General features: G+C 49.7%; 19 protein-coding genes. All 19 read right to left on the bottom strand.

Translation table 11 applies throughout. The features are described from left to right. Nucleotides 1-39: 39 nt before the first annotated feature. Complete coding sequence (gene ppnP / locus PSAB_RS06350; RefSeq protein WP_025333739.1) at nucleotides 40-360, bottom strand: pyrimidine/purine nucleoside phosphorylase; 321 nt, start codon at nucleotides 358-360, stop codon at nucleotides 40-42. A 42-nt stretch (nucleotides 361-402) separates the two neighbouring features. Further along, nucleotides 403-2454: a transketolase gene (gene tkt / locus PSAB_RS06345; RefSeq protein ID WP_025333738.1), complete on the bottom strand. Its 2052-nt coding sequence runs from the start codon at nucleotides 2452-2454 to the stop codon at nucleotides 403-405. Nucleotides 2455-2635: 181 nt separating this feature from the next. After that, entirely contained in the window at nucleotides 2636-5818 is a 3183-nt protein-coding gene (locus PSAB_RS06340) for a glycoside hydrolase family 78 protein (protein ID WP_025333737.1), read from the bottom strand. A 701-nt stretch (nucleotides 5819-6519) separates the two neighbouring features. Then, nucleotides 6520-8823 (bottom strand): hypothetical protein, encoded by a 2304-nt coding sequence (locus PSAB_RS25395; protein WP_144240487.1) that lies wholly within the window; start codon nucleotides 8821-8823, stop codon nucleotides 6520-6522. Beyond that, nucleotides 8820-9455 carry a hypothetical protein gene (locus PSAB_RS06330; RefSeq protein ID WP_144240486.1) on the bottom strand — a complete coding sequence of 212 codons (636 nt, stop codon included), beginning with the start codon at nucleotides 9453-9455 and terminating at the stop codon, nucleotides 8820-8822. Before PSAB_RS06330 ends, PSAB_RS25395 begins: the two co-directional genes overlap by 4 nt. 168 nt (nucleotides 9456-9623) lie before the next feature. Then, nucleotides 9624-10121 (bottom strand): hypothetical protein, encoded by a 498-nt coding sequence (locus PSAB_RS06325; RefSeq protein ID WP_025333734.1) that lies wholly within the window; start codon nucleotides 10119-10121, stop codon nucleotides 9624-9626. Between the two features lie 9 nt (nucleotides 10122-10130). Further along, nucleotides 10131-10511 (bottom strand): hypothetical protein, encoded by a 381-nt coding sequence (locus tag PSAB_RS06320; RefSeq protein WP_025333733.1) that lies wholly within the window; start codon nucleotides 10509-10511, stop codon nucleotides 10131-10133. 82 nt (nucleotides 10512-10593) lie between these two features. Continuing rightward, complete coding sequence (locus PSAB_RS25740; protein ID WP_158442571.1) at nucleotides 10594-10737, bottom strand: hypothetical protein; 144 nt, start codon at nucleotides 10735-10737, stop codon at nucleotides 10594-10596. A gap of 6 nt (nucleotides 10738-10743) precedes the next feature. Further along, complete coding sequence (locus PSAB_RS06315) at nucleotides 10744-10950, bottom strand: hypothetical protein (protein WP_025333732.1); 207 nt, start codon at nucleotides 10948-10950, stop codon at nucleotides 10744-10746. A 58-nt stretch (nucleotides 10951-11008) separates the two neighbouring features. Beyond that, nucleotides 11009-11878, bottom strand: a complete 870-nt coding sequence (locus PSAB_RS06310) for a hypothetical protein (RefSeq protein WP_025333731.1) — start codon at nucleotides 11876-11878, stop codon at nucleotides 11009-11011. A gap of 10 nt (nucleotides 11879-11888) precedes the next feature. Continuing rightward, entirely contained in the window at nucleotides 11889-12938 is a 1050-nt protein-coding gene (locus tag PSAB_RS06305; RefSeq protein ID WP_025333730.1) for a hypothetical protein, read from the bottom strand. 14 nt (nucleotides 12939-12952) lie between these two features. After that, complete coding sequence (locus tag PSAB_RS06300; RefSeq protein WP_025333729.1) at nucleotides 12953-14419, bottom strand: P-loop NTPase family protein; 1467 nt, start codon at nucleotides 14417-14419, stop codon at nucleotides 12953-12955. After that, complete coding sequence (locus PSAB_RS06295) at nucleotides 14416-15480, bottom strand: CpaE/TadZ family protein (RefSeq protein WP_025333728.1); 1065 nt, start codon at nucleotides 15478-15480, stop codon at nucleotides 14416-14418. The genes PSAB_RS06300 and PSAB_RS06295 overlap by 4 nt, the downstream gene beginning before the upstream one ends. Nucleotides 15481-15493: 13 nt before the next feature. Then, nucleotides 15494-16237: a CpaB family protein gene (locus PSAB_RS06290; protein ID WP_025333727.1), complete on the bottom strand. Its 744-nt coding sequence runs from the start codon at nucleotides 16235-16237 to the stop codon at nucleotides 15494-15496. A 278-nt stretch (nucleotides 16238-16515) separates the two neighbouring features. After that, nucleotides 16516-17190, bottom strand: a complete 675-nt coding sequence (locus tag PSAB_RS06285) for a S1 family peptidase (protein ID WP_025333726.1) — start codon at nucleotides 17188-17190, stop codon at nucleotides 16516-16518. A gap of 61 nt (nucleotides 17191-17251) precedes the next feature. Continuing rightward, the gene (locus tag PSAB_RS06280) at nucleotides 17252-17521 is read right to left on the bottom strand and encodes a holin (RefSeq protein ID WP_025333725.1); all 270 of its coding nucleotides are present in this window, start codon (nucleotides 17519-17521) and stop codon (nucleotides 17252-17254) included. Continuing rightward, nucleotides 17514-18443: an N-acetylmuramoyl-L-alanine amidase family protein gene (locus tag PSAB_RS25005; protein WP_158442570.1), complete on the bottom strand. Its 930-nt coding sequence runs from the start codon at nucleotides 18441-18443 to the stop codon at nucleotides 17514-17516. The genes PSAB_RS06280 and PSAB_RS25005 overlap by 8 nt, the downstream gene beginning before the upstream one ends. Before the next feature lie 471 nt (nucleotides 18444-18914). Beyond that, nucleotides 18915-19049 (bottom strand): hypothetical protein, encoded by a 135-nt coding sequence (locus tag PSAB_RS26360; RefSeq protein ID WP_264370896.1) that lies wholly within the window; start codon nucleotides 19047-19049, stop codon nucleotides 18915-18917. Then, the gene (locus PSAB_RS06270) at nucleotides 19033-23223 is read right to left on the bottom strand and encodes a hypothetical protein (protein ID WP_025333723.1); all 4191 of its coding nucleotides are present in this window, start codon (nucleotides 23221-23223) and stop codon (nucleotides 19033-19035) included. Before PSAB_RS06270 ends, PSAB_RS26360 begins: the two co-directional genes overlap by 17 nt. Between the last annotated feature and the right edge of the window lie 12 nt (nucleotides 23224-23235).

Below are 23235 nucleotides of genomic sequence, written 5' to 3'. Positions count from 1 at the left end.
CGGGAATGCTCTCTCCGTTAGGATAATGTTCCTGACGATTTACAGGCTCTTCGGGTAAGAACAGCAGTAATCCGTCACTGTAAATACTTCAAGTGAAAATTTCGAATTGCCGGGCACATGGAAGGTCTCCGCTCCGTCAATTTCCTGCCATACTTCGGAACCAGGCAGCAGAACCTTGAGCTTGCCGGACAGAATTTCCATCGTTTCCGGTCCGTCTGTACCGAACTCATACACACCCGGAAGCATGATGCCAAGCGTCACCTTGAGGCCGTCTTCCAAAATTACCGTGCGGCTGGTTACTTTGCCGTCATAGTAGACATTGGCTTCTTTTTGGATTGTAGCGTTGTTAAACTGACTCATTTTTTTGTGTTTCCCCCCTTAATTCCCGCTATCCCAATTATTCTACAGCAAAGCCTTCACGCGGTTAACGACATTTTCCACAGTGAAGCCATATTCTTTAATAACCGTGTCGCCGGGAGCGGAAGCGCCAAATGTGGTAATGCCCAGAATGTCGCCTTGATCGCCGACATAGCGTTCCCAGCCGAAGGTTTGAGCCATTTCGATTGCAAGACGCGCTTTGACATCCGGGAGGATGACGGAGTCGCGGTAAGCCTTATCCTGCTTCTCGAACAGATCCCAGCTTGGAAGGCTGATTACGCGGACATCAATGCCTTCTTCGGCCAGAGCGGCTTGAGCTTTAACGGCCAGTTGTACTTCGGAGCCTGTAGCAATGATTTGCGCCTGAGGCTTGCCGTTCTTGGCATCGGAGATCACATAGCCGCCGCGCTTGATGTTCTCGCGCACACCGTCCACCGTACCGGGAAGAATCGGCAGGTTCTGGCGGGTAAGCACGAGCGCCACCGGATTACCCTTGTTCTCTACCGCGTAAGCCCAAGCGGCAGACGTTTCATTCGCATCGGCAGGACGGACAACGGTCAGCCCCGGAATAATGCGCAGGGAAGCAAGCTGTTCGATCGGTTCGTGCGTAGGTCCGTCTTCGCCGACAGCGATACTGTCATGAGTCAGTACGTAAGTAACCGGCAGCTTCATGATCGCAGCCAAACGGACCGCCGGACGCAGATAGTCCGTGAAGACGAAGAACGTGCCGCCGAACACTTTGAGTCCGCTATGCAGCGCAATACCATTCATGGCCGCAGCCATGCCGAATTCGCGGACGCCGAAATAAATGTTGCGGCCGTCGTAGGATTCCGGTGTAAAGGAAGCCAGCCCGTTCAGATGAGTCATCGTGGAGCTTTCCAGGTCCGCGGAGCCGCCGAACAGCTGAGGCACGCCCGCAGTTAATCCGTTTAGTGCATTCCCGGATGCCACACGGGTCGATACCGCTTTGTCTTCCGCTTGGTAGAACGGCAGCTTGGTGTCCCAGCCTTCAGGAAGGTCTCCGTTCAATACCGTTTCGAGCTGCGCAGCCAGTTCAGGATAAGACTTCTTGTATGCTGCGAACTTCTCGTCCCACTCTTTGTTTGCTGTAATGCCTTTTTCTTTCACTTCGGCAAAAAGGGAGCGGACTTCATCCGGCACATAGAAGTCTTCTTCATATACCCATTTGTAGAATTCCTTGGTCAGTTTTGCTTCTTCGGCGCCGAGAGGAGAACCGTGTGTGCCGCCGTGTCCGCCTTTGCCCTGCTTGTTCGGGGAGCCGTAGCCGATTACAGTCTTCACTTCGATAAGCGTAGGCTTGTCCGTGACAGCCTGCGCGTTCGCGATCGCCTTGCCGATGGCCGGAAGATCGTTGCCGTCCTCCACGCGCAGCACATGCCAGCCATAAGCTTCAAAGCGCTTGGCAACATTTTCGGAGAATGCGAGGTTCAGCTCGCCGTCAAGCGAAATGTCGTTCGAATCATAAAGTACGATCAATTTGCCAAGCTTAAGATGACCCGCCAGCGAAGCGGATTCGGAAGAAATGCCTTCCATGAGGTCGCCGTCGCCGCAGATGGCGTAAGTATAGTGATCGATCACATTAAACTGATCTTTATTGTACGTAGCGGAGAGCTGCGCTTCCGCGATTGCCATGCCGACCGCCATGCCAATCCCTTGGCCGAGCGGACCTGTTGTGGCGTCGACACCCGCCGTATGGCCGAATTCCGGATGGCCCGGCGTAAGGCTGCCCCATTGACGGAACTGCTTCAGTTCTTCGATAGGCAGATCGTAACCGCTAAGATGCAGCAGGCTGTACAGCAGCATGGAGCCGTGGCCGGCGGACAGGACGAACCGGTCGCGGTTGATCCAGGTCGGATGATCAGGGTTATGAGTCATCGTCTTCGCGAAGAGCTGATAACCCATAGGAGCGGAACCCATCGGCATGCCGGGATGGCCGGACTTGGCTTTTTCAATCGCGTCGATGGCCAGAGTGCGGATCGTCGTAATCGCCAGATTGTCGACTGCGGAGTTCTCATCCTTTTGGATCGCTTGCTCTTTTGCCTGTTGTTCAGTCATTCAAATAGTCCTCCTCTAAGTCTCAAGAATGTCATTTTGACTATTATTGTATCACTAATGTGGAAGCATTACCAATGTTTTTGCGAACCAGGGGCTTCAACCCTTTAAGTTTCGCAGCTTGGTAATTTTTATACACTGAGTTTTGGGCGGATCGAAGGATAATTCAGCTTTTCTCCCATTCTTATTTCACCCGATGACTGCGGAAATATTCGCTCCAATTCTCCGAAATGATCACGGTTACCTTGTCGATCTTCGTATTATATTCGTTCTTCGCCGTGAAGGTAAAGGTCACAGGTCCGTTCGGCAGCTTCTCAAAAGATGAATCGTAGAGCTCACCCGTCCAAAATGTCTTGTCACTGTCCGCAGGATGCAGCTGCGCCGTAAATCCGCCATCCATCGAAACGTCAATCGTATCCGGCAGCCCGGTAGCGTTCGCCTGAAGCATAAATTTCTCTCCGGCCCAAAATACATTATAAGCCCGCGGGCTATCAGGGTCACCCGACATCTTTAGGTTATAATTCTGGCGGTTATTGTTCCACTCCGCGGTATGCTTTACGCCGCCTTTTACACTCAGCAAGTTAACCATAAAGTATTTTTGCGGCGAAGCAGCACTCCAATCAAAGCCATCGAATGCCTCAACCTCTGCCGCATACTTATGGTTCTCCACAAGCGCCCCGGCCGGTACGATCCACTGCTTCTGGCTCGAGATTTGTTCCCCGGACTGAACAATTAGGCTGCCAGTTGCCGCATCCAATATACGCACCCGGTACCGCTGCTGCTCATCATTGTCATCATCGGAATAGCTCCATTTGATAATCGGCGTCATCGTACTGGCAATCGTTGGCTTGACTGCCGTGTCGCTTGTTGGATAGGTGAGATTCACCGCGGGAGCCCGATTTTTTACGATGAATGAATGAGAGACTTCCCGCCATAACCCCAGCGAGTCGGTCACAACCTGACGGATGGTAAACGCGTCGTTCGTTGTGAATTGTTTCGTAAAGCTATCGGACGCGCTGATTAATCCTTCGGTTCCCCCGCTCGGTTTCAGGTAATACTTGTAGATCAGGCTGTCCCCCTTCGACTGATCATCGTCATGCGCCGTGCTTGTAATTTGCAAGACATCAGTCCGGAAAATCGGCGTGAGGGCTGCATCTTTTCCAGTGTCCGTAATCAAGGTGAAACCGGGAACCGGCGGGTTGTCGATGATGAAGGCTTTTTCATTGGAGATTTCAGACCAGTTGTTTTTGGAAAAAGCCCGGCCCTGTACGGTATAGAACAGAAATCGCTCCAGAGAGTTGTCCGGCATTTTATATTGTCTGGTGTTTCCGGAACCATCTGTATTTTCAACGCTTTTGGCCAACAATCCATCCTTTGTGTAAAATTCCAAGCGGTACTTTTCCTGCTCGTCGTTTTCCGGATCGGCATAGGTCCACTTGATCATCGGGTCGCCCTCTTGCTCGGCATCGATGATCGAAGGGTTGTCCCTTGTACCGGCCGGGGTGGTCAGGGTCATGAAGGGCGGATTATTCTCAGCCACATTCACCTTAAGCGTAGCGATATTGGATTTATCTCCGATCTGATCCACAACCCAATGTTCCAATGTGTAAACTCCCGGCTTATCGTAGGTGAGCTGCACATTTTGCGTCCGGAGCATTTCCTTGCTCCCGTCTGAATCTGTGATACGCCAATAATACTGTAGGCTGCTCACGTCGGAAGGATCTCCGTCTTCATCGGCTGACGTGTACGTATAGGTATTGTATTGAGTCGCCGTGTCAGAACCGCTTATCGCCGCGCTCGGGATGTGATTCAGAACGGTAAAGAGCCGCGTTGCGTTAGAGCCTAAAACCCCGTCAAAGGCCGACAAACGCATTTCCCAGCCGTCCGAAACGGCTTGCTTCTCGGTCAGTCCCATCTGCGTAATTAAGCTGCGGATATTGATATTCTGATTGCGGTTGCCGCCCGCGTAATAATAAGAACCCCCATTTAATCTGCCGTTCCAGCCGTAGATAAGCGCTTCGCCATCGGCGTCCGGATCAGGGGTTGTATTGGTCATGGCTACGACCGAATCCCGGTACAACTCGGTCGGCATGGTAAAGGAGGCAACCGGGGGCGAATTGACCACCTGAACAGACTGCGAATACGGATCGGACCATAATCCGCGGTTGTCATGAACTTTAAGAGTAACCTCGTAGTTGCCTGTGCCAAAACCTGCAATGTTGGGTGGAGTCGTTGGTCCGCCGTAATGATACCAGACTTGCTGCCAGCCGTCTTTGATCACTCGCCACTCATAGGTATCAAGATAATCATTGTCCGGATCAAAGGATTGATCTGCAATCGTTGTGCTGCTTCGGTGGCTGACATAGTTGGGCGTTACGGTAAACAGCGCGACCGGAGGCAAATTGCTTGGGCTGCCGACCGTGACCTGGTACCAGTCGCTCCATACGCCGATCCCATCCGGTCCGTCAATATCCCGCACACGAAGCCGGATATCGTACTGATCGCTGCTCGGAAGCGAAGAGAGCTGTGCGTCCGTCCAGACTTCATCCGAAGTTTTCTTGTACTGCCATTCCCACGCGTAGATTCCCTTCGAGGGAGCCGTGATATGGTCCAGGTCATAGGACTTGTCGGCAAGAGTCACGTTGCCGTTAATCAATTTGGCCGTGAACAACGCAATGGGTTTTCGGTGTACCAGGAAAGTCATGCTGGATAGGTTGTCCCGGCTCCATTTTCTATACTCGTCAAACCGGTCGTCATTCAGTGGGGTATCTCGGTTTTGAAAGCTTGCCACATAAGCGCCGGTATACGGGAAAGATGTATATTTACTGCTTCTCCATAGTCCATTGTCCGAAATCAAACCCATCGGATTGTCAAAAAGATTCGGGTCCTGCTCATATTTGTACCGCTCCGCATACTTTGGATCACTTTCATAGTCGGAATAAGAGCCGGAAATACTGACCGATTCATTGATTAGGAAGAAAGCCTTGTTTTTCAGCCTTTTTGTGACCGTGATGCTGCTTGAGGCCTCAGCCTTCTTGTTCAATGGGTCTACGGCTTTTACGTTTATCGTGTAGGTTCCCGGAGACAACCCGTCCGTAATCGCGTCTATTGGGATACTAAACGTTTTGGGTGATGCGGTGCTGGAAAGTGAAATTTTTTTGTAAAAGACATTTGGAATCTCGGCAATCACATTCAGGGTGTCGTTATCCGGATCTTGAACATAGCCTTCCAGGTTATAATTGCTGAACCCCGTTTCATTCATAATGGTTTGTCCAGAGGCAGAAGTGAGCGTTAGAGATGGGGCTTTGTTGGTCGTCAGTGTAAACACTCTGGAATCGCTTACCGTATATTCATGATAGCCCTTCATACTATATAAATCTTCCCACCAATTGACCACATTATAGGATTCAGTGAAGTCCTGGTAAAAATAAATACCGCTTAACTTTAAACCCGGAGAAATATTAGCTGTAAATGATAGTGGAATGATAGCGTATTCGTCCCAATACTGAGACTCTGTTATCCAGTGCCGTAAATTGTACCTGGGAAGGAATGTGGAACCCGTCTTATCAACGAAAGAAGTGCGATAGTCAGGGTTATCAGGATCAAAAGAAAAACCGCTGCCTACATGGTAAGTTATCGGAATTGAATTTCCATCAATATCCTTTACGTATCCCCCCACTGAATTTCCAACACGATAAAAGTTTCTCCATCTGTCGAATGACGGATTAACAGGCCACTCCGATAATTCCTGGCGATTAATCACCCACTTGGTAGGTAAAAAAAAGTTGCTTAGCGTAACATTGAGTGCCCCGGTGACCTGATTATAGGATACATCCATCGTGTAAGCAGGCAAATCAATATCCATGGTACTCGGAAACCAATTGGGGTCTCCCGGATAGGATGCCGGTCTGGAACCTGTAATGTGTTTAGCAGGTACATAAATGGTGTCATAGGTGATGACTTCCCCGGCAGCTTCTGCTACATCCGACTTACAAGGTCCCTGGAATACGGAAGATAACACCAAAACAATCAATAGAATCTTTAAAATACGCTTCATCATATCTCCCCTTACCATGACCAATCGACGATGGGGGCGCGGTTATAAACCGTTATGATTTTTTCAACTGCGCTCTGTGTATCCGTATTGGCCGACTTCCGGTCTGCTGCGCTTACAAATTCGTCAATCGTCGGCTGGTCAAACTCTTCGGTTACGGTAAGCCTGATTTCATACCTACCTACTTTGTCCGGATTGAAGTTTACCCTGCTTTCATTGGCATCGCTGAGAATGACCCAGGATTCATCGGAAAAATCCCCATCATTATCCGAATCGTATCGGTACTGCCAAAGCCGATGACCGATGTAATCATAGTCGGGTGAAAAAGAAAGATCATCGAGAACAATCGCTGCCCTATTGCCGTTGTCCGGATCGCGGTAAGCTTGGCTCGGAACGGAAATATACGGGACAGGCGGTTCATCCGGCACAATATCAAACGTGATTTCTGCAGTGCTGGAGTATCCGACAATGTTCTCCACATAGATCGTTGCCTTATAGGTGCCCGGCTTTTTAAACACGACATCTTTATCGCTCACTCCATTTAACGATCCGCTGTACTTGATATCGGATGCTGTGCCGCCGCTGATCGCTTGAATGGTGAACCGTGTCTTGGAGGGGTCCATCGGATAATGCTTGGAAAGATCCGTGCTGGCATTATGTATAGTGACCTTCCGGTTTTCTTTTTTGGTTCCTATTACAGTGATGGCCGCTCTCGGTTTAGGGGCCTGAACTTCTACTTTGGCCGTTGTGCTGCCGCTGAGATCGTCATTGTCGGTTACGACTAGACTTATCGTCGTTTTGTACCCTGCTTCGGCCAATGGATACCACGTATAGCCATACTTTCCTGTTACCTTCTCGACTGCTGATCCTGTACCGTAGTTGTAATCGACAATCGTCCCGTCCGGATCATACGAATCCGCGCCGTAGACCAGGAATTCCTCTCCGGCCATAACCGAATCAGGAACGCTCAAAATGGCTACAGGTCGTTTATTTCCCCCGCTTGATGGAGGAGGAACCGGTTTATCGGTAACCCCAACCGTAGCCTGCATCGTTTGGGTCAATGAGGAAATGGTTCCCGATGATGTGGGCACCGGTCTTGAGAATCGTATCGTGACTGTAAGGGTGTACTCTTGATCGAATTCCCCATTTACCATTCCGTTCGTTATCCTGTCTTTCGGGATTTTAAAGGTCGTGAAGGATTGGGTGCTGCTTAACACCTTGTTATAATCCTTCATTATTTTCACATCCGTCGATCCGGTTTCCTTCGCATAAAACAACCATTCCTCGATGTTAGACGAATCCGTATAAGCCAGAAGATTTCCGTTTACCCGTAAAGTAACGGGCACATCAGCGTTCTTGAATTGAGTCGGATTCGGACTTGGATTGACCACAGTTACCTTCCCGTCAAGCGTAGGTTCTGTGATCGGAGTGTACTTGAAGGTAACGGTTCCGCTGTAGCTGTAGGTTGGGACTATGGCATCGGCGGTGTAGTAATATTCAGCCCTAACTTCATATTTTCTACCCTGTGCCCATCCAACCAATGGATGAGAAGCGTCTCCATCTTGATTAGTGTAGTTTTGTTCTGCTATTTTCCCCGCACTAGGACCTGATGTAATGACATACCAAGGAATAGCATAACTGACAATAACTTTCCCATTCTTAAATTTGGTCTCTTTTATATAACTAGAAGAAGTATCTGGTATAAAATGTGGTATAACGGTTGATTGAACAATGTACTGGGCATCTATTACATCAGTCTTTGAACCGTTATACCATTTAACATAGCTTATATCTTGAGCCGGAGCCGCTGTAACAACCGTTCTTGGCGGATGAGCAGAAGGTACGTTATTATCATCAGCTGGAACATCTTTGGTTATTAAAGCATCTCTACTTTCTGAATACTCATTAATCTGCCAACGTACCCCATCAGAATATCGCCAAATGGAATTACTAGGGTTTGTGACAAACGCTGCTTGATAAGAAGCTTGGTAACCTTGTAGGTTTGTTAACCTCTCATTGTTACCAACGCCCTGAAGCTTTAGCTTAATTTTCCCATTAGAAATAGATATCCCGCTACTTACCGTATTACTTCCAGAATACTTTAAGCTGCTTGTATCCACAGAAGCCGCAGTTACTTCATTTGGCAAGTCCAGCATATAGTCCTTATATGCATTGTTATCACCTACCAAACCCATATTAACGGGGATTGCAACAGTAGCAGTTTGACTCGTTGCTGCTTCAGCCATGTTCGAAGTAACGAAGACTTCCAACATTAATGCTATGGTAAGGAACCTTAAAGCTAATTTTCTCATTTTCATTCAGGAACCACATACTTTTCAACTGGCGCACTACCATTGAATAAACGGATAACAAAATAATCCAATGAATCCTTAAAGTAGTATGCCAAATAAGAAGTAATTTTTTGTCCTGGTTTAAGATTATACGTCCACAGGGCATCCGTACTATTTGTTTTTGATGCTAATTTCTTAGGCCATACCGGATCAGGTGATGCCCCATCATGAAAGGTAAAACGAACCATTCTAACAACATCGTTACCTCCGCCGTGAATTGTTTTCTTCGAAGTGTTCTGAATTGTTACCTTAGTCCAAATAAAGTATTTTGGATCTTGGATTACCCCGCCGACATCTTGAAATCCATATGTTTTTTTGAGTTTGACTACTTCTGTAGAATTCACATCATAAATCATAATCTTCTCCAGCGTGTAGCTGAACCCTCCAGCCGTGACGGTAACAGGCAACTCCACATCTTTTTTAAGCCCATACTTAAACAAATTATCCGTCATAACCGGAACCACCGGCTTGGCCGTCACAGTTGTTGCTACACGCGGCGCCGCTGTATCCATAGCCTTTCCTTCTACTCCCCCTACCAACACCATTTGCGAGAGCAGTACCGCAGCCATACTTACTTTCAAAATCGTCTTTTTCATCATCGATCTCTCCTTAAAATAATATTTGTATAATTTATCGGCAAAAGCTCTCTACTTCGGAAAAGTCCCTTGCCGATAAACTGAAAGGCAATGCGCAGCGGCCTGAAAACCGAAGAATTTGAAAATCCAAGCCGCGCATTGTCCTTCAAACCGGTATTCCCGTCAAAACGGCTATTTGTTGAATTTGTACTCCTGAATCGCCGGCACCTGTATGTCTTCCTGCGTTTTGGCCCTTGCGATCAGAACCGGATGCCTTGTTTTAATAACAGCAATCACGGATGGTCCTTGCAAAAATTTTGTGATTCCGTACCGGCTGTCCTCATAGAGAAACGGGAAGGTTACGCCCGATGATTCATCGATCACTGCAAAATCCACGACCTCCACTTTAGAGTGCAGTCGGCTGCCGGTGCGGGGTGTAAGGCTGTCATCCAAGCCAAGATTGGCTTTCAGCGTTTCTCTAAAGCTTGCTTCCGCCGAAGCCCGATCGAAGACCAGCCTTCCTCTCGCGCGTTCCGACTCGTTCATTTTCTGGGCGGCATCGTGGACAGCCATGTTGATTGAATGTTTGAGCAGCTCCCGGTCGATGTCCCATTCCTGATTCTGCGCCTGAAAAAACCAGGCATAAATAAAGATCAGCAGCACGAAAGCCAGCTTGATAATGTAATCCATACATTCACCTTAATCGAGATATTCGCTCATAATGGAGCCATGGCCGTAATAATAGGAAGATTGCGTCTCGCCCGAAAAATTGTACGGAAACATGGATATTCGCGGTGCTTTGACATAGACGTCGAGTCTCGTATTTCGATCCTGAACCGTCTCCGTACTGCTCGTAATTTCAATAGATGCTTCCGAGAAACCCAAGGCTTTCAGATTGTTCACGACTTCGCTCCGCATGCCGGCAGTAACCATTCCCTCGGTTGCGGCTTTTTGTGTGATGTAAGAGGTGTTGGCCTTAACCTGCAAATCCAGCAAATAATCGATATAAGTAAAGATCGGCTGCAAAATAATAAACAAAACCAGCCACATAAACAAAGCCCGGAGGACCGTCGCTTTCATGGTCTACGCTTGCGCTCCTTTCCAAGGGCCGACGGATAAACAGTTACCCCAGATTCGTCTGGCAAAAGAAATCACCCGGAAACTAGTAACTCTCCACCTGCTTCGTATGAGCGATAATGTCATCCTGGCTGCTGCCGATCATTCCCGTGGCAGACGTGATGAAGATCCCGGCAATAATAAATCCGATGGCGAGGAACAGGGCGACAGAGATCGAATCTTTTTTCATCAGCTGCTAGGCTCCCAAGCGTAACGAAACTTCAGACGCCGGATCGGCAGGGGTAAGCGGCTGCGTCATGCTGACCGCCGGCACAGCCGGACGGTTGTCGTCGGCATCATCGATTACATCCCGCACGACCGGAATCAGCACGGCAATCACGATAGCGACACACAGAAACCCGATGGCTATAAACAGCCCCGTAGAAATAGCATCTTTTTTCATTGTTAAAATCTCCCTTTTGATTTTATTTTTTTATACATTGATTGAATATGACAAATCTTTACTGAAACAGGCGAATATCATTAAAATTCCCCTTGATCAGCATAATGTACTGCATGGCCATCGTTACGATCATCAAAAAGGTGGCAATCGACGGAATCACATTAATAATCGATGCAATATCCCCAATCAAAGACCACTTGCGCAGATATTGGTCGCTGGAAATTTTGGCGATCATTCTGCCTTGTTCCCGCAAATAAGCGGCGGCCTCCGCATCATCGTCCATCCCCTCGGTAGCCAGCAAAATCGACCGGATATCGCCTATAAAAGCATGATCCTCCGGAAACCGTTCGCAGAACCACTCGATGGCCCGCTCCGCCCCCTCATCCACCGCCCGTTCCGACAGTTCGTACAAATCATGACGGATATGGACAAAATGTCCTGCAGCCCCGGCGCAGAAAGCGCCGAACTGCACATACCCCCTTCTCCGCAGCCTGTTGTTCTCATACAGTCGGAGGAACGAAATCAATTCGCTGTCCTTTTGAACAGCGGCTCTTTGATTCAGCCAGGAAAGCAGCCAGCCGAACGGAAGATAGCGGGCAGGACTCGTAAGGCCAAGAATGAGCGCAGCAATCAGCAAATCGTATGCATTAAACGGCAGACCACGGATATAATCGCCTACTATTTTTACGAGCAGATAGAGAAAGGCCGCCAAATAGCGAAACAGCGTAACCTTCCGGGCAGATACCGTTAAGCCTGCGGCATAAAGGACCTGCTGGAGCCTGCCGTTCTCCAAGCGCTCTCCGAGTCCGTTCCACCGCTGCTGCAAACGCTGCATATACCGCTCCCGCTTCCCCGTGGCGCCGACGAACACAACGAGAGCGAGATAGACGATGCCAAGGACGGCAATAAGCAAAAATATTCTGTCCATACAGATCTCCTCAGTGGTAATCGAGTTTCGGCTTGGCCAGCACACTGCCGATGACAAAAGACACGAACAATCCCGAGACAATCACCATCAGAAAAGCCAGACCGGCTCGGGTTTCAAATTGCAGCCGAAAGTAGACGCCGGGCTTCAGCATATAAATGAACGTTCCGATGGAAAAGAACAGCACGACCAGATTGCCGTAAAGTCCCAGACTGATCGCATCCCGGCTGTTGGCCTTGACCGCAAGAATCGTCTCCCGCTGCTGCTCCATTGAGCGGTTCAGCATCATCAGGGAATTTTTCAGATAGGAGCCTCCCTCCTTCTCGCAGTACAAAAGATCCGAAACGAACTCGACGGCAAACGTGGTGCCAACCGCCTTGGCAAAACGCTGCGTCTCCGCGGCAAGCTCATGCTCACTGCTGTAATTGGCGAAAGAAGCTGATAGTATTTTTAATGGTGTTACAAGAACATTATCTTCATCCAAATAATCGGCCGTTCGGCCAAGCAGCGAATCGACAGGTAAATGCGTAAACTTTGCGGCAATTTTGACCGCATCGAGCAGATGGTAGCTGCCTTTCACTTTTTTATGCGCATACGCATACCGAAGCCGTAGATAGGGAAGCATTCCGGCAAGAACCGCCAGGAACAGAGGCAGGCGCCACCCATCCTGCAAAGGACGTCCGCTGTCAAATGACACCCCCTCCAAAAATGGATTATGAAAAGCCAAATGCCCCGGAAGCTCGCGCAGCGTAAGGAGACCAGACAAGAACACAGCGGCGGCCAAAAGACCCGATTGCACCATAAACCGCAGCACCGTCGTTCCCGGCTCGTAATTGCGCCTCGCGATGTACAGCAGATTGTCCAAATGGCTGTAAAACGGAACATACCGGGGAATACCGCCCGCTTTAAGCCTGAGCACTTTCTTTCTGCGAATAAAATGGCCATTGACCTGGGCCGCAAAATGCCGGACTCCCTGCTCCATAAGCGGTTTGACCAGCAGGCAAATTCCCCAAACGATCAGCAGGTGCAGCGCAAACCGCATCAGGTAAAACACTCCATTCACTTTTTCTCACCCCCTTATTCGTTCATTACGATTCTCGATTTCAGGCTTTCCCTTAAAGGGGTAGACAGCGGTTTCTCGCCGGCCAATCTTTTTAACGAATCCAGCAGCGTCCCGGCTGCTTCCGCATTTCTCTTTCGCATTTTTTGAAAAAGCCCCTCGGTGATTCCGGCGTTATAGGTCCAGCTTTGTTTCTCCCGGTCCCAGCGCATCAGATCATTCGCGAACACCGAACCCTTGGCCTCGTCGTAAAACACTTCGGAAATACTGGCCAGCCGCTTCCGGCCTTCTCCCGCGCTTTCGAGAATAAACACGAGCTCGCATGCCTTCAGCGCGGAAACGAGGTGTCCCTTCAAACTTCCGCCAATGCGTGTCGAGACGGCAAAAGCCCCCTGATAAGGGATGTCCTCCGAGTCGACGGTGTGGAAGGTTCCCGTGATGCCGTCATAGCCCTTTTCCCCGCTCCACAGGTAAAACTCCCATTCGTTGTACCGCATTTCCGTCATGTACAGCAGGTTAGGGTCATGCCGCAGTGATTCGATTCCCACTTCCATCAGTTCCTCATTGGCGGCCTGGATCGGAATGATCCGGTGTCCTTTGATCTGGTAAGGCAGCGTCGACTCCGGATGCTTCTCAATCATCACTACACCCATGCAGGAGGTAGAACCAAGCAGCTGCTCGCCGACAATCGTATTGGCAAAGGTTGTTTTGCCCGAGCCGACAGAGCCGGCAATAATCGTGTTGCGAAAAGTCATCGCCAGTGCGCGAATCATCGTTACGGCCTCCGCCGGAATGCATTCCGTGCCCGCCTGATCGTCGAGATCGAGAAATTCGACCACCTGCCGCCGCATGGAGATCGTCGTAAAGCCTTCCCATACACGCGGGGAAACCCAAATGGCGAGCCGGATAAACCTGCCGGGCCAAAGGGGATCATCCATTTTGAACTCGACCGACGGATTATCCTTGTTTAGCTTCTTGTTCGGATCGCTCTTCAGCAGTGAACGCTTCAACTGCTCGACCCGGTCCAGCGACGGCATCTCATACGGGTAAGGCACAAACTTACCTTTTACGTTATAGAAAATTTGCCGCCCGATAATCTGCAGCCCCGTCGATTCGCTGTACGCCCGATCCGTGAACCAGCGGTATGCCGGGCCGAACCCCTTCCATTCATGAAACAGCGCTTCGGCCGCCGTGTCGTAAGCTTCGGGAACGCTGCCGGTAAAAGGCGTCTTCCGCAAGTATTTTTCAATTTCATTCATGAAAAAACTGACCGCCTGCGGGTCGCCTGTCAGCGCCTTGGCGTTAAGCTCGAAATACGCGTCATCCTCCCGTTCCAGTCCGGCATTCATCTCCCTTTTCATCTTTTGCAGGAAGGTGGGGAAGTCTTCTTTGCCCGGTGTGCTGCCGCGGAGCACGCTCTGTTTAAGCGAGAATGGAGATGCCGCCGAAGGAACGGATCGTCCGAAGTCCGCCGCGTCACTCATATGAACATCCCTTTCTTTTTGATCTCGGGCGAATAGCCGAAAGCAGCCAGCAGCGCGCGGACTTTTTCATCCGCCTGGGCGAGCTCTTTCTTGCCGAGCGGCAGCCTGCCGGAGGCCATCGGGTAGTACGGAATATCCAGAAAAATCTCGGTGCCGAACCGAAGGGCCAAGCTTTTTGGGGATACCGTTTCCTCCTGTCCGCTGCGGTTCATGACGAGCTTGAAATCATGCGGCGCAAGGTCCATATGCCCGGCCAAATCCATAAGCGCTTCAAGCCGGTGTTCATGCTTCGGATGGGTAACGAGCAGGCGCAGCGCGGATTTTCTCATTCCGGTATACCACGCTGCGCTCTCCGGTACCGAGCCAAGATCGGCGATGACGATATCTGCATTGTCCGAGGCCCGTTCCAGCAAATACTCCATTTCGCTCTCCTGATAATCCTGGGCGCTCAGGTAATCTCGGTTTCCCGGCAAATAGCGGTATCCGTCCTGCACAATCAGTTGGGCAAAATCCTCATCATACAGTCTGCTGCCTGTCAGCTTCGGCCGAATCCGGTCCAGGCTGGTCGTCGTTTTACGGTCATAGCCCGGATCATATACGTTCATTCCGAGCATAATCACCCGTTTGCCCGCCGCCGCTATTCGTCCCGCCAGCAGACCAGCCACACTCGTGCAGCCGATTCCCGGACCGGAGCCAAGCACTCCCAGCACATTACTTCGTTCATCGCCGTCCTCCATCAGGACCAGCCTGATCTTCTCGATAATCGCTGAAGAAGTCGAGCGCGGCGGCAGGAAATGAATTCCCAGCTCCTCGCAGGTCAGATGAATGCCGTAGTACCCGCGTACCCCCCGTTCCATGTAAAAATACAGAATGAGCGTATCCGGAAATTTTTCGCGAAGCTCCCTTAGTTCGGAGATTTCGGCATGTCCGCTGGTTACAATCAGCATATGCCCTGACGCCTGCTGCGGATCGGGAAGCGTACTTTGCATAACAACGGTATAACCGGCCTGGCGGATATCGTTAATCGTCAGCTGGTCCAGGCCAAGACTGAATATTTTCATGAAACTGTTCCTCCTATTCCACCCGTACAATCCACAGCTTGAAGCCGTGCTCCAAATATTGCTTCAGCCGTTCACCGTCACTCTTCTTCAGCTTCAGCTCCGGGACGGCCACCTTGCCGGTCGAGGTAACCCGGTTATTATCGTTGCCAACCTCTGTATCGCGAACGTCGTTGTTATCTTCCGTGCGGACATAATTTACAGTCACTTTGGTTAAAAAAGCCTCTTCGGGCACAACCGCCTGCCCTCCAGCCGGGGCTTCCTGTGAAGGGCCTGCCGCTATGCCGGAGCGTCCCGCCGCTCTCGCTTCCTCCTTTTCCTCGCGCACAAGATAAATGTCAACTTTGTCTCTGCTCCTTAGAGATCCGTTGATCGCATAGACCGCTTCCTTCGGCACCGAAAAAATCCCCTCGTTCGCCCTCGGCTCCAAATCATTCAAATCAACCAGCGCCTCTGTCAAAATACTGCCGTTCGTCAGGTTCACTTTCGTAATTTTGCGTTCCGCCTGGTTCAGCTTAGTGACTGCACCGCTCGGTACATCCTTTGTCTGGACGGAATCGAGATACAGCTCTCCCGCCTGCAGCTCGTGATTCTTGGGAAGCACACCGTCTCCGTCCACCTTAATCTTCACTACCGTTTGGGACAGCACGTAGGGCTTAAAGTAAAGATCATAGCCCAGCAGACCGCCGAAACCGACAATCAAAATCAGAACTGCAAAAATATAATTGCGCTTCAATAAATGACCGCGCTGCGCCGACAAGCCGATTCCCCCTTTGCAAGATGATTTTAGCGAATAAAAAACCCACACTTCGGCCTAAAACGCCAAAGTGTGGGTAAAATGCTTTATTACCGTGACTATTTGTAACATCTTTTGCTCTATATCAATACAGTTTGAAAAATTGCCGATACTGCGGCTTTTTCTCGCGACTAACTTACTTATTTACTGTAACATCTTTTGGTGTAATGCTGCTTGTATCATTGTATTTTGTTACCCAAATGTTACCCGGGTAACATTTTTATCAACAGATGTGGATAACATCAATTGTATGCCACATCCAAGTACAGGTAACTGATCGGCATAATAAACTCTTTAATGTCATCCAGCGTAATTGAAAAGCTATAACTGTTCTCTGGATTCATGTATCTCACAATTCCGACAAGTTCGCCGTTACTGTTGATCAAAGGGCCCCCACTGTTACCGGGTAACACTTGGTTGTCGGCGTACACCATTTTGAAGTAATGGTCATTCAACCGGCAAGGCTGTTCAGGTTCGAGAACTTTACCTTCGCTGAAGCTCCACTCTTCTAAGTCTGCAGGCTGGCCTATGGTCATGATGGAGTCTCCACGGTTTAAATTACTTGATGCGATCCGAAATCCATCATGCGGCACAGCAATGCGTATTAAGGTAAGGTCATGCTGTGCATCTTCTTTGACGATTTCTGCGTTATATCTCTTGCCTTCGTATGTCTCAACGGTGATATCTTCTGCTCCTTCGGTCACATGATTGGCTGTTAAGATCATTCCGTTACTGAGGAACGCACCTGTTCCAGAGCGCACCCAGTTATCTTTAAAGCTTGTGGCTGTAATCGCAACGGTTTTTTGTTTGGCAGATTCAATCTGATTTTTGAATGTATGAGGTTCGTTGTATTTATAGGCGTATACCGGAGTGGCGAACATAACTGTTATCAATAGTAGGAAAATAAGTTTCTTCATCTAATAGTCTCCTTAAATAAAAAAGACCTCGTTATGAGGTCTTCTTATATTTTATGGTCGTTCATTTGGTTTTTCCCGGGTTATTCTTAACAAGCTCGAAAAGTCCAGTTGAGCTAAGGCCGGCAATTGCCCCGGCCCACAAGCGCGGTACAAGATGCAAGTCTGTAAATATGTGCGTGCTCCACCCAAGAGCAATACCAATCGCAAGTCCGATGATCGGTACAAAGTTCTTTGGCAGGCTAACCGTAGCCTTAACCAGTTGCAGGAACGCCAGGACAAATACAGACAGAGCAGACGAAAATGCCATCACTTGGGTTAACATATCATTCATTTATAATTACCTCCTTGGGGTAAATGATTACGCGTTTGGTATTCACAGCATCAGGTTCCAGGAATACTTTGGCGACTTCGATTGTTTGCAGATCAACTGACTTGATGTAACCAATACCGTTGATGATCTTCGTTTCTACGGCCGTACCGTTGATTGAAATTGACTTTTTCTCGAACATCCAAGTTTTAATACCGAGTGCTGTTATAACATCACGGGCCGGAGACCAACTACGTCCGTCGATAATCAGTCCGTCAAATTCATTGCCGCCGACTACAACGTTAACCGGATATGCCCCGTCTGGAAGCGGAGCTGCAGCCGGAGGAACCTCTACGTATGTGCGGCCGAAGAATTGGCACAGTCCGCGGGCGATCTCTTCAGCGCATTCGGAGCGGTATGCATCAGATTCAAGCAACAGTGCTTCCTCTGGATTATCCATAAACGCTCCTTCTACCAACGCGGCCGGCATGTCAGATTCCCGGGTAATATGAAGGTTGGATGTCTTCAGGCCGCGGTTAATGAGCGGCGTGCCTTTGACAAGGTACTCCTGAATATCCTGAGCAAGCTTTTTGCCTGCCTTGTATCCAGAACGGTAGAATATTTCGATTCCCTTTGCCTTGCTATTCCAGGCGATGCCCAGTGCGTTGGCATGGACGGATACCATAGCATCAGCCTTGCGGCCGAATCCGTTGGGAATGGTATTGTTCGCCAGGTCTGTACGTCTCTTTAGTGGAACGTCCGTATCTCCGGCCGACACATGCAGCACATCAAAACAATTGCGCTTCAGATGGACAATAAGCTTATCTACCACGGCACGGTTAAATTCGTTTTCCTTCATATAAGTACCATCTTCAAATAGTGGTGTACGCTTCCCTGCCGTGTACATTCCGTGGCCGTCATCTACTGCTATCAGTATCTTCTCCATGCTGTACCGCCTTCCCGGTGGGATGACCACCTGTAATAAGCTCCTTAATATAGCGTAATTCCTCACTCGCTGACTCCATGATCCAGTTGCTCGATAGTATTTTCGGGAGGGAACGAATGGGGTTCCTCCGAGTTCTACGATTTGTTTGACCGTCCATCTCTTAAAATCCTCCGATTCATCTTTAAAATATGGAAAATGCGACTCAAAGAACTTCTTTACGAGTCGCATTCCGCTTATTCTACCTATGGAATACACGATATAAGCTACCAGCATATCCCACTTTAATTTATCTGCTGATCTGTATATGAAATACGGTAGGTCATAGATTAGAAACTGAATCAGGTTCCACAATATCATCACCGCCATACAAAAAGAGGTCGCGGACTTCAGGCCCATGAAAAAGCAGTATCAGATGTAGTAGTTCATCCGATACTGCTGATTGTTTGTATTCTGATTCGTCGAAATCAATGCTTACCATAGGCCCGGGTTCGTAATGGGCACGTCCTTCACTACGGTGTCCAGGATCATCCACAGCAGCAGAGCGATTACAAATAGTCCCCATATCACATCCCGCTTTCTGAGTTTTTCTTTACCTTTTCTTCGCATAGCCCATTTCCTCCCGGAACTCGTTTCTTACATCAGATCCGATTTTTTCAAGGATATCCTTCAGCTTTTTGGCTTTTTTGTCGATGGCTCGGTTTGGATCGGTCAAATATCCCTGCTTGTCGCGGATTTTTTCCGCTACACGTTGGCCCATCTCTTTTTGAAGGCGCGAGAACTGCTCTTTGGTGAGATCGACTTTTTTCTGCTGCTTGGTTACTGGATCAGTTACCATAATGTACTTTTGAGCAATCCGCGGAAGTACCCCGGAATCATTGGAATCATTCAGGATATCCAGCACCGTCTTTGCTTCCGGTGATACTTCGTACTGTGTCAGCTTGGAAGGGTTTAGGAAGCTATTCAGGTATTGGCCGAGTGTATTGGCCTGACCGTTCTGGATGCGTTCACGCGGCGTTCCCAGTGAGTTATAGGAGATCGGAAGTTTCTTCGACAGTACCGGAACTTTGTTCTGGACAATATTCATCATTTCCTTGAACAGATTAGCGTCATACGTTTCACGCTGCATGTTGTCCGTAGCGGTGCGCGCCTGACCAACCACGGACGGCACAAAGGATGCCGGGATGCCTTTTACAATCCCCTTCAGCTTTTTGGTATCCTGACGGTTGATTACGTCACTGATACCGCCGATTACGTCCGAGAGTCCAGTAACCATCGGGTTTTCAAGGACGGTTCGAAGTCCGCCTAAAATAGAATCCTTCGCAAGTTCCGTATTCGTTTTATCCGGCTGCTGCAAGGCTTGTTTAAAGTTTACGCCCATGCCAAGGGAAATCGCCGCTGGCTGAATCCAAGCATAGTCAATGATCGTATCTCCCGGTTTAAACTGCGCCTGTGACTTATCGAATCCGCTCATTACCCAGCGTTTAATACCGGATAAGTTCATTTTGTACGCGCCTTTTCCTGACTGTTCTTCCAGTGAGCGCTTGTCAATGTCGCTGCTGGCAGCTCCGGTTAACAGTCCGGCATCAGCCATGGTATATCCGAGTGCGCTAAGTCCAAGCGTACCGGTAATGGCCCGGGAAAGGACGCGCGTTGCTTCGAATTGATTAAACTTCGCTCTGTTACTGACCAATGGCATAAGTTCGCCAACCGATCGGATAAACCCGAGCGGAGAATAGTCGATTCCGCGCATGACAAGGTTAGCCGGGGTTTTGGCGTATTTCAGCACCACGTCACCGAGTCCAAACCCTTCTGTGGACAAGGATTTTGGTAGCAGACCTTTCTCAACAGCAGCCTTTGCCAGTTTATCGGTTGATGCGTTCAGTGCCTTCTTGACGCCCTGAGCGGCCTTAGAAAGCAAGGTTTCGTCCTGGTACGTCGCGTATTTACCGGCTTTGTCCGCAAGTTCCCTTACGCGCTCGTCAAGCTGGGTTAAAAGTTCAGGCATGTTCTCCTTAATCTGCGCCTTGCTCATGCCTTTCGATTTCCCGAGCTGCTCGGCGTAGGTCGCCATGACATCGCCATAGGCCGCTTTGTACGCGGCGTAGTCCATGCCTTGAAGAGATGCACCTGTTGCCTTTACCAGATACCTAAGCGGGTTGTTTTCGCCAAATACATTCGGGTGTACGTCATAGCTATCCAGCGTACCCATGGCGTTTACACCGCGCCATCCGGATTTAGTTCCGGAAGCGAAGTTTTTCCAGAACCTTTCTTGATTGTCCGGTAAGAACTGAATGGTGCGTTCACCGGTAAGTTTGGAAAGCGCCCAGTCAATCGGAACGGCAGAAATTTTGTTCACCTTTTCAAGCGCCATTTGACCGGCGTTACCTAAAGCGTTTCGCAGGAAGGTCGGAGCGCTTAGAAGCTGAGCTGATGTTTGAACGGCTGATATCTTTTCCCCAAGCGTCGATTTACCGAACGTCTTCACGATTTCCTGCAGATCCTGCGTCAACTCGCGCTTGATGTTATCGTCCGTGTAGTAACCGATTTCCGCAGCCATCCGGCGCAAAGTGTTGGCCGTTTCCGCGTCAAACTCATGGGAAGCGTGTTTGATTACCCGCTCCAGTTCCGTTGTTGTCGGAATCCCTTGCTCCTTGCGGTAGATATTTGTCGCCTTCACAAACACTTCATCGGCATGTTTACGGTATTCTGGACCGATGCTTTTGACCATATCTTCTGTAAGGTCTGAAAAGTCGCGGATTCCACGGGCAATCTTCGAAGCAGCGATAATGGCGTAATCCACAACAGGATTGTTCAGTTCGGCCACAATGCCAACGTTACGGCTGCGCTTGCGACGTTCTAGCGCTTCAGCGGCCTTCGCATCGAGATATTTTACAACCTGGTCCCGCGTTCGTTCCTGCGGATTGGTCTTGGCGATTTTCTCAATTTCCCGCTTTGCCGCGTTCTTTTCTTGGCGAAGGAACGGCTTAACGGAATTGTTTACGTCCTTCACCTGTTTTTCAAATTCAGTGAGCAGCGCCTTTTCCTCTGCGGTTAATGGCGTTCCGGGTTCTTTCTTCGCAATCATGTCGGTGACTTCGGCGGCAAGGTCGCGAACGTTCTGCGCTTTCTGCATCGCCGTTCCGGTTTCCGTAATTTTGGCCGCTACTGCCGGTTCAAGCGTTACCTTCTCTTCCAGCGGAGAAAGCGTCTCGTTGATCTGTGCGACTTTCCGCTGTACCCGAAGCAGCATACCTTCCGGGGAAAGACGGTTCCACATGCTGGCCGCTTGGATCGTCTGACCGGCGTTTGTGAGGTCTGAAGCTGCCTTCTCTGCGATAAGCGCGGCGGTTTCATGGTCGCCTATCTTCGTGTATTCCTGAATCAAGCGCTGCGCCGTGGCGATGCTTTCCGCGTTCGCTACCTTTTTACCCGGGTCCAGCACATCATTTTTAGCTTTGTTTATGTCCTGCGCGATATTGCGGTTTGCTTTATCCAGTGTTTCTTGGTTCGTGATCGGCTCATATTCGCCTTTCATGCGGTTGACGGTTTCCGGCACCTTCTCGGATTCTTTGAGTGTTTGGTAAAATCCGCGCTCTTTGGTCCGTGGAGATTCAGGGAATTCAACTACGTTATCCGGCTTGGGCTGTACTACATTATCGGGTTCATTGGAAACCTGAAGCATATAATCAATGTCGTCCTGACTCATAGGTTCGTGATTGTCTAGTTTACGCATGATTTCAGCTTCCCGTGGTGTTTGCTGGCGCGCCGGTACGATTGGATTAACCGGTTCACGATCCATAACCGGCGTTCGCGCAGGCTGTTCTTGACGAATCGGTGACGGAATTGTTGTGGTTTCGTTAACATTCGGCGTGGTTCGTTCCATCGGTCTTACTGTTGGTTGAACGGTTTCTTCAACCGCGTTGGATGCCGGGCGAAGTCTGCCCAATACCGTCCGCCCTGCTTCACCAAGCGCCGCACCTCCTGCGCCAAGTACCAAACCGCCAGCCGCGCCAAGTCCGGCATTTGCTAGGATTTCTCTTCCGCTGTCCTGACCGTTTTGCAGTCCAAGCCCTACTCCCTGCGCGGCCCCTGCTATGCCTTCTGTAAGGCCAACACGGGCGATATTCTGCGCTGTGCTTGCGCTAGCTCTTGGTATAAGGTTAGCTGCTGCGTTGACCGCCTTCTGTCCTATCCCTTTGCTGAGTGCCTTTCCTGCTGCATCGTAGCTGCCACCAATAATCCCCTGTCCGATAGGTGCACCGGTTGGAGTGAGAATCGGAGTGACGTTCTGCTTCAGGAATCCTGCTACTCTATCCGCTGTTTTGTTTCCGGTAGAATCCTGCTGCACGGTCGGATCGCTTGGGAGTGCGCGGGAAAGGAAACGGCCTACGGGATTACCTTCTACCAGATTGTTCATTACATTGGCATAGGATTTCACAATGGCCGGAGCTTTGCTGTCTTCGATCTCTCTGTGATTCTGGTCAAACCTCGTATTCCCGGTGATTTGTGAAGCGTGAGAAGGACCGCCGGTCCCTACGGTAAGTAGGGACGCGACAGGAAGTTTGCCTTGAAACTGGTCGATGGCATCATTTCCGAAGGAATGCGCCTGTGCCTGTGTTTTGGGAAGCTGCGGCGTGGACTTCGGACGTGTATCCGGGATCAAGCCGAGATCCATTCTGCGCCGGGTAAAGGCATCATCCATGCTGCTGTCTTGCTTCGGGCCGGAAGAGGATAAGCCAAGCTGTTTCCGGCGTTTTTCGAAAATGTCTTCGGTTGCCACTGTATCACCGTC

Source organism: Paenibacillus sabinae T27 (assembly GCF_000612505.1).
GTDB lineage: Bacteria > Bacillota > Bacilli > Paenibacillales > Paenibacillaceae > Paenibacillus_AQ > Paenibacillus_AQ sabinae.
The sequence above is the reverse complement of the archived record's forward strand: the minus strand, read 5'-3'. Positions and strand labels throughout refer to the sequence as shown.

What these genes read in the sequence shown, in the direction of transcription:
- PSAB_RS26360 (WP_264370896.1), bottom strand. Translation starts at nt 19,049, where the DNA reads ATGCGAAGAAAAGGTAAAGAAAAACTCAGAAAGCGGGATGTGATATGG.
- PSAB_RS06310 (WP_025333731.1), bottom strand. Translation starts at nt 11,878, where the DNA reads ATGGACAGAATATTTTTGCTTATTGCCGTCCTTGGCATCGTCTATCTC.
- PSAB_RS25005 (WP_158442570.1), bottom strand. Translation starts at nt 18,443, where the DNA reads ATGGAGAAGATACTGATAGCAGTAGATGACGGCCACGGAATGTACACG.
- ppnP (WP_025333739.1), bottom strand. Translation starts at nt 360, where the DNA reads ATGAGTCAGTTTAACAACGCTACAATCCAAAAAGAAGCCAATGTCTAC.
- PSAB_RS06295 (WP_025333728.1), bottom strand. Translation starts at nt 15,480, where the DNA reads ATGAAAATATTCAGTCTTGGCCTGGACCAGCTGACGATTAACGATATC.
- PSAB_RS25740 (WP_158442571.1), bottom strand. Translation starts at nt 10,737, where the DNA reads ATGAAAAAAGATTCGATCTCTGTCGCCCTGTTCCTCGCCATCGGATTT.
- PSAB_RS06325 (WP_025333734.1), bottom strand. Translation starts at nt 10,121, where the DNA reads ATGGATTACATTATCAAGCTGGCTTTCGTGCTGCTGATCTTTATTTAT.
- PSAB_RS06300 (WP_025333729.1), bottom strand. Translation starts at nt 14,419, where the DNA reads ATGAGTGACGCGGCGGACTTCGGACGATCCGTTCCTTCGGCGGCATCT.
- PSAB_RS06280 (WP_025333725.1), bottom strand. Translation starts at nt 17,521, where the DNA reads ATGAATGATATGTTAACCCAAGTGATGGCATTTTCGTCTGCTCTGTCT.
- PSAB_RS06285 (WP_025333726.1), bottom strand. Translation starts at nt 17,190, where the DNA reads ATGAAGAAACTTATTTTCCTACTATTGATAACAGTTATGTTCGCCACT.
- tkt (WP_025333738.1), bottom strand. Translation starts at nt 2,454, where the DNA reads ATGACTGAACAACAGGCAAAAGAGCAAGCGATCCAAAAGGATGAGAAC.
- PSAB_RS06330 (WP_144240486.1), bottom strand. Translation starts at nt 9,455, where the DNA reads ATGATGAAAAAGACGATTTTGAAAGTAAGTATGGCTGCGGTACTGCTC.
- PSAB_RS06320 (WP_025333733.1), bottom strand. Translation starts at nt 10,511, where the DNA reads ATGAAAGCGACGGTCCTCCGGGCTTTGTTTATGTGGCTGGTTTTGTTT.
- PSAB_RS06340 (WP_025333737.1), bottom strand. Translation starts at nt 5,818, where the DNA reads ATGAAGGGCTATCATGAATATACGGTAAGCGATTCCAGAGTGTTTACA.
- PSAB_RS25395 (WP_144240487.1), bottom strand. Translation starts at nt 8,823, where the DNA reads ATGAAAATGAGAAAATTAGCTTTAAGGTTCCTTACCATAGCATTAATG.
- PSAB_RS06315 (WP_025333732.1), bottom strand. Translation starts at nt 10,950, where the DNA reads ATGAAAAAAGATGCTATTTCTACGGGGCTGTTTATAGCCATCGGGTTT.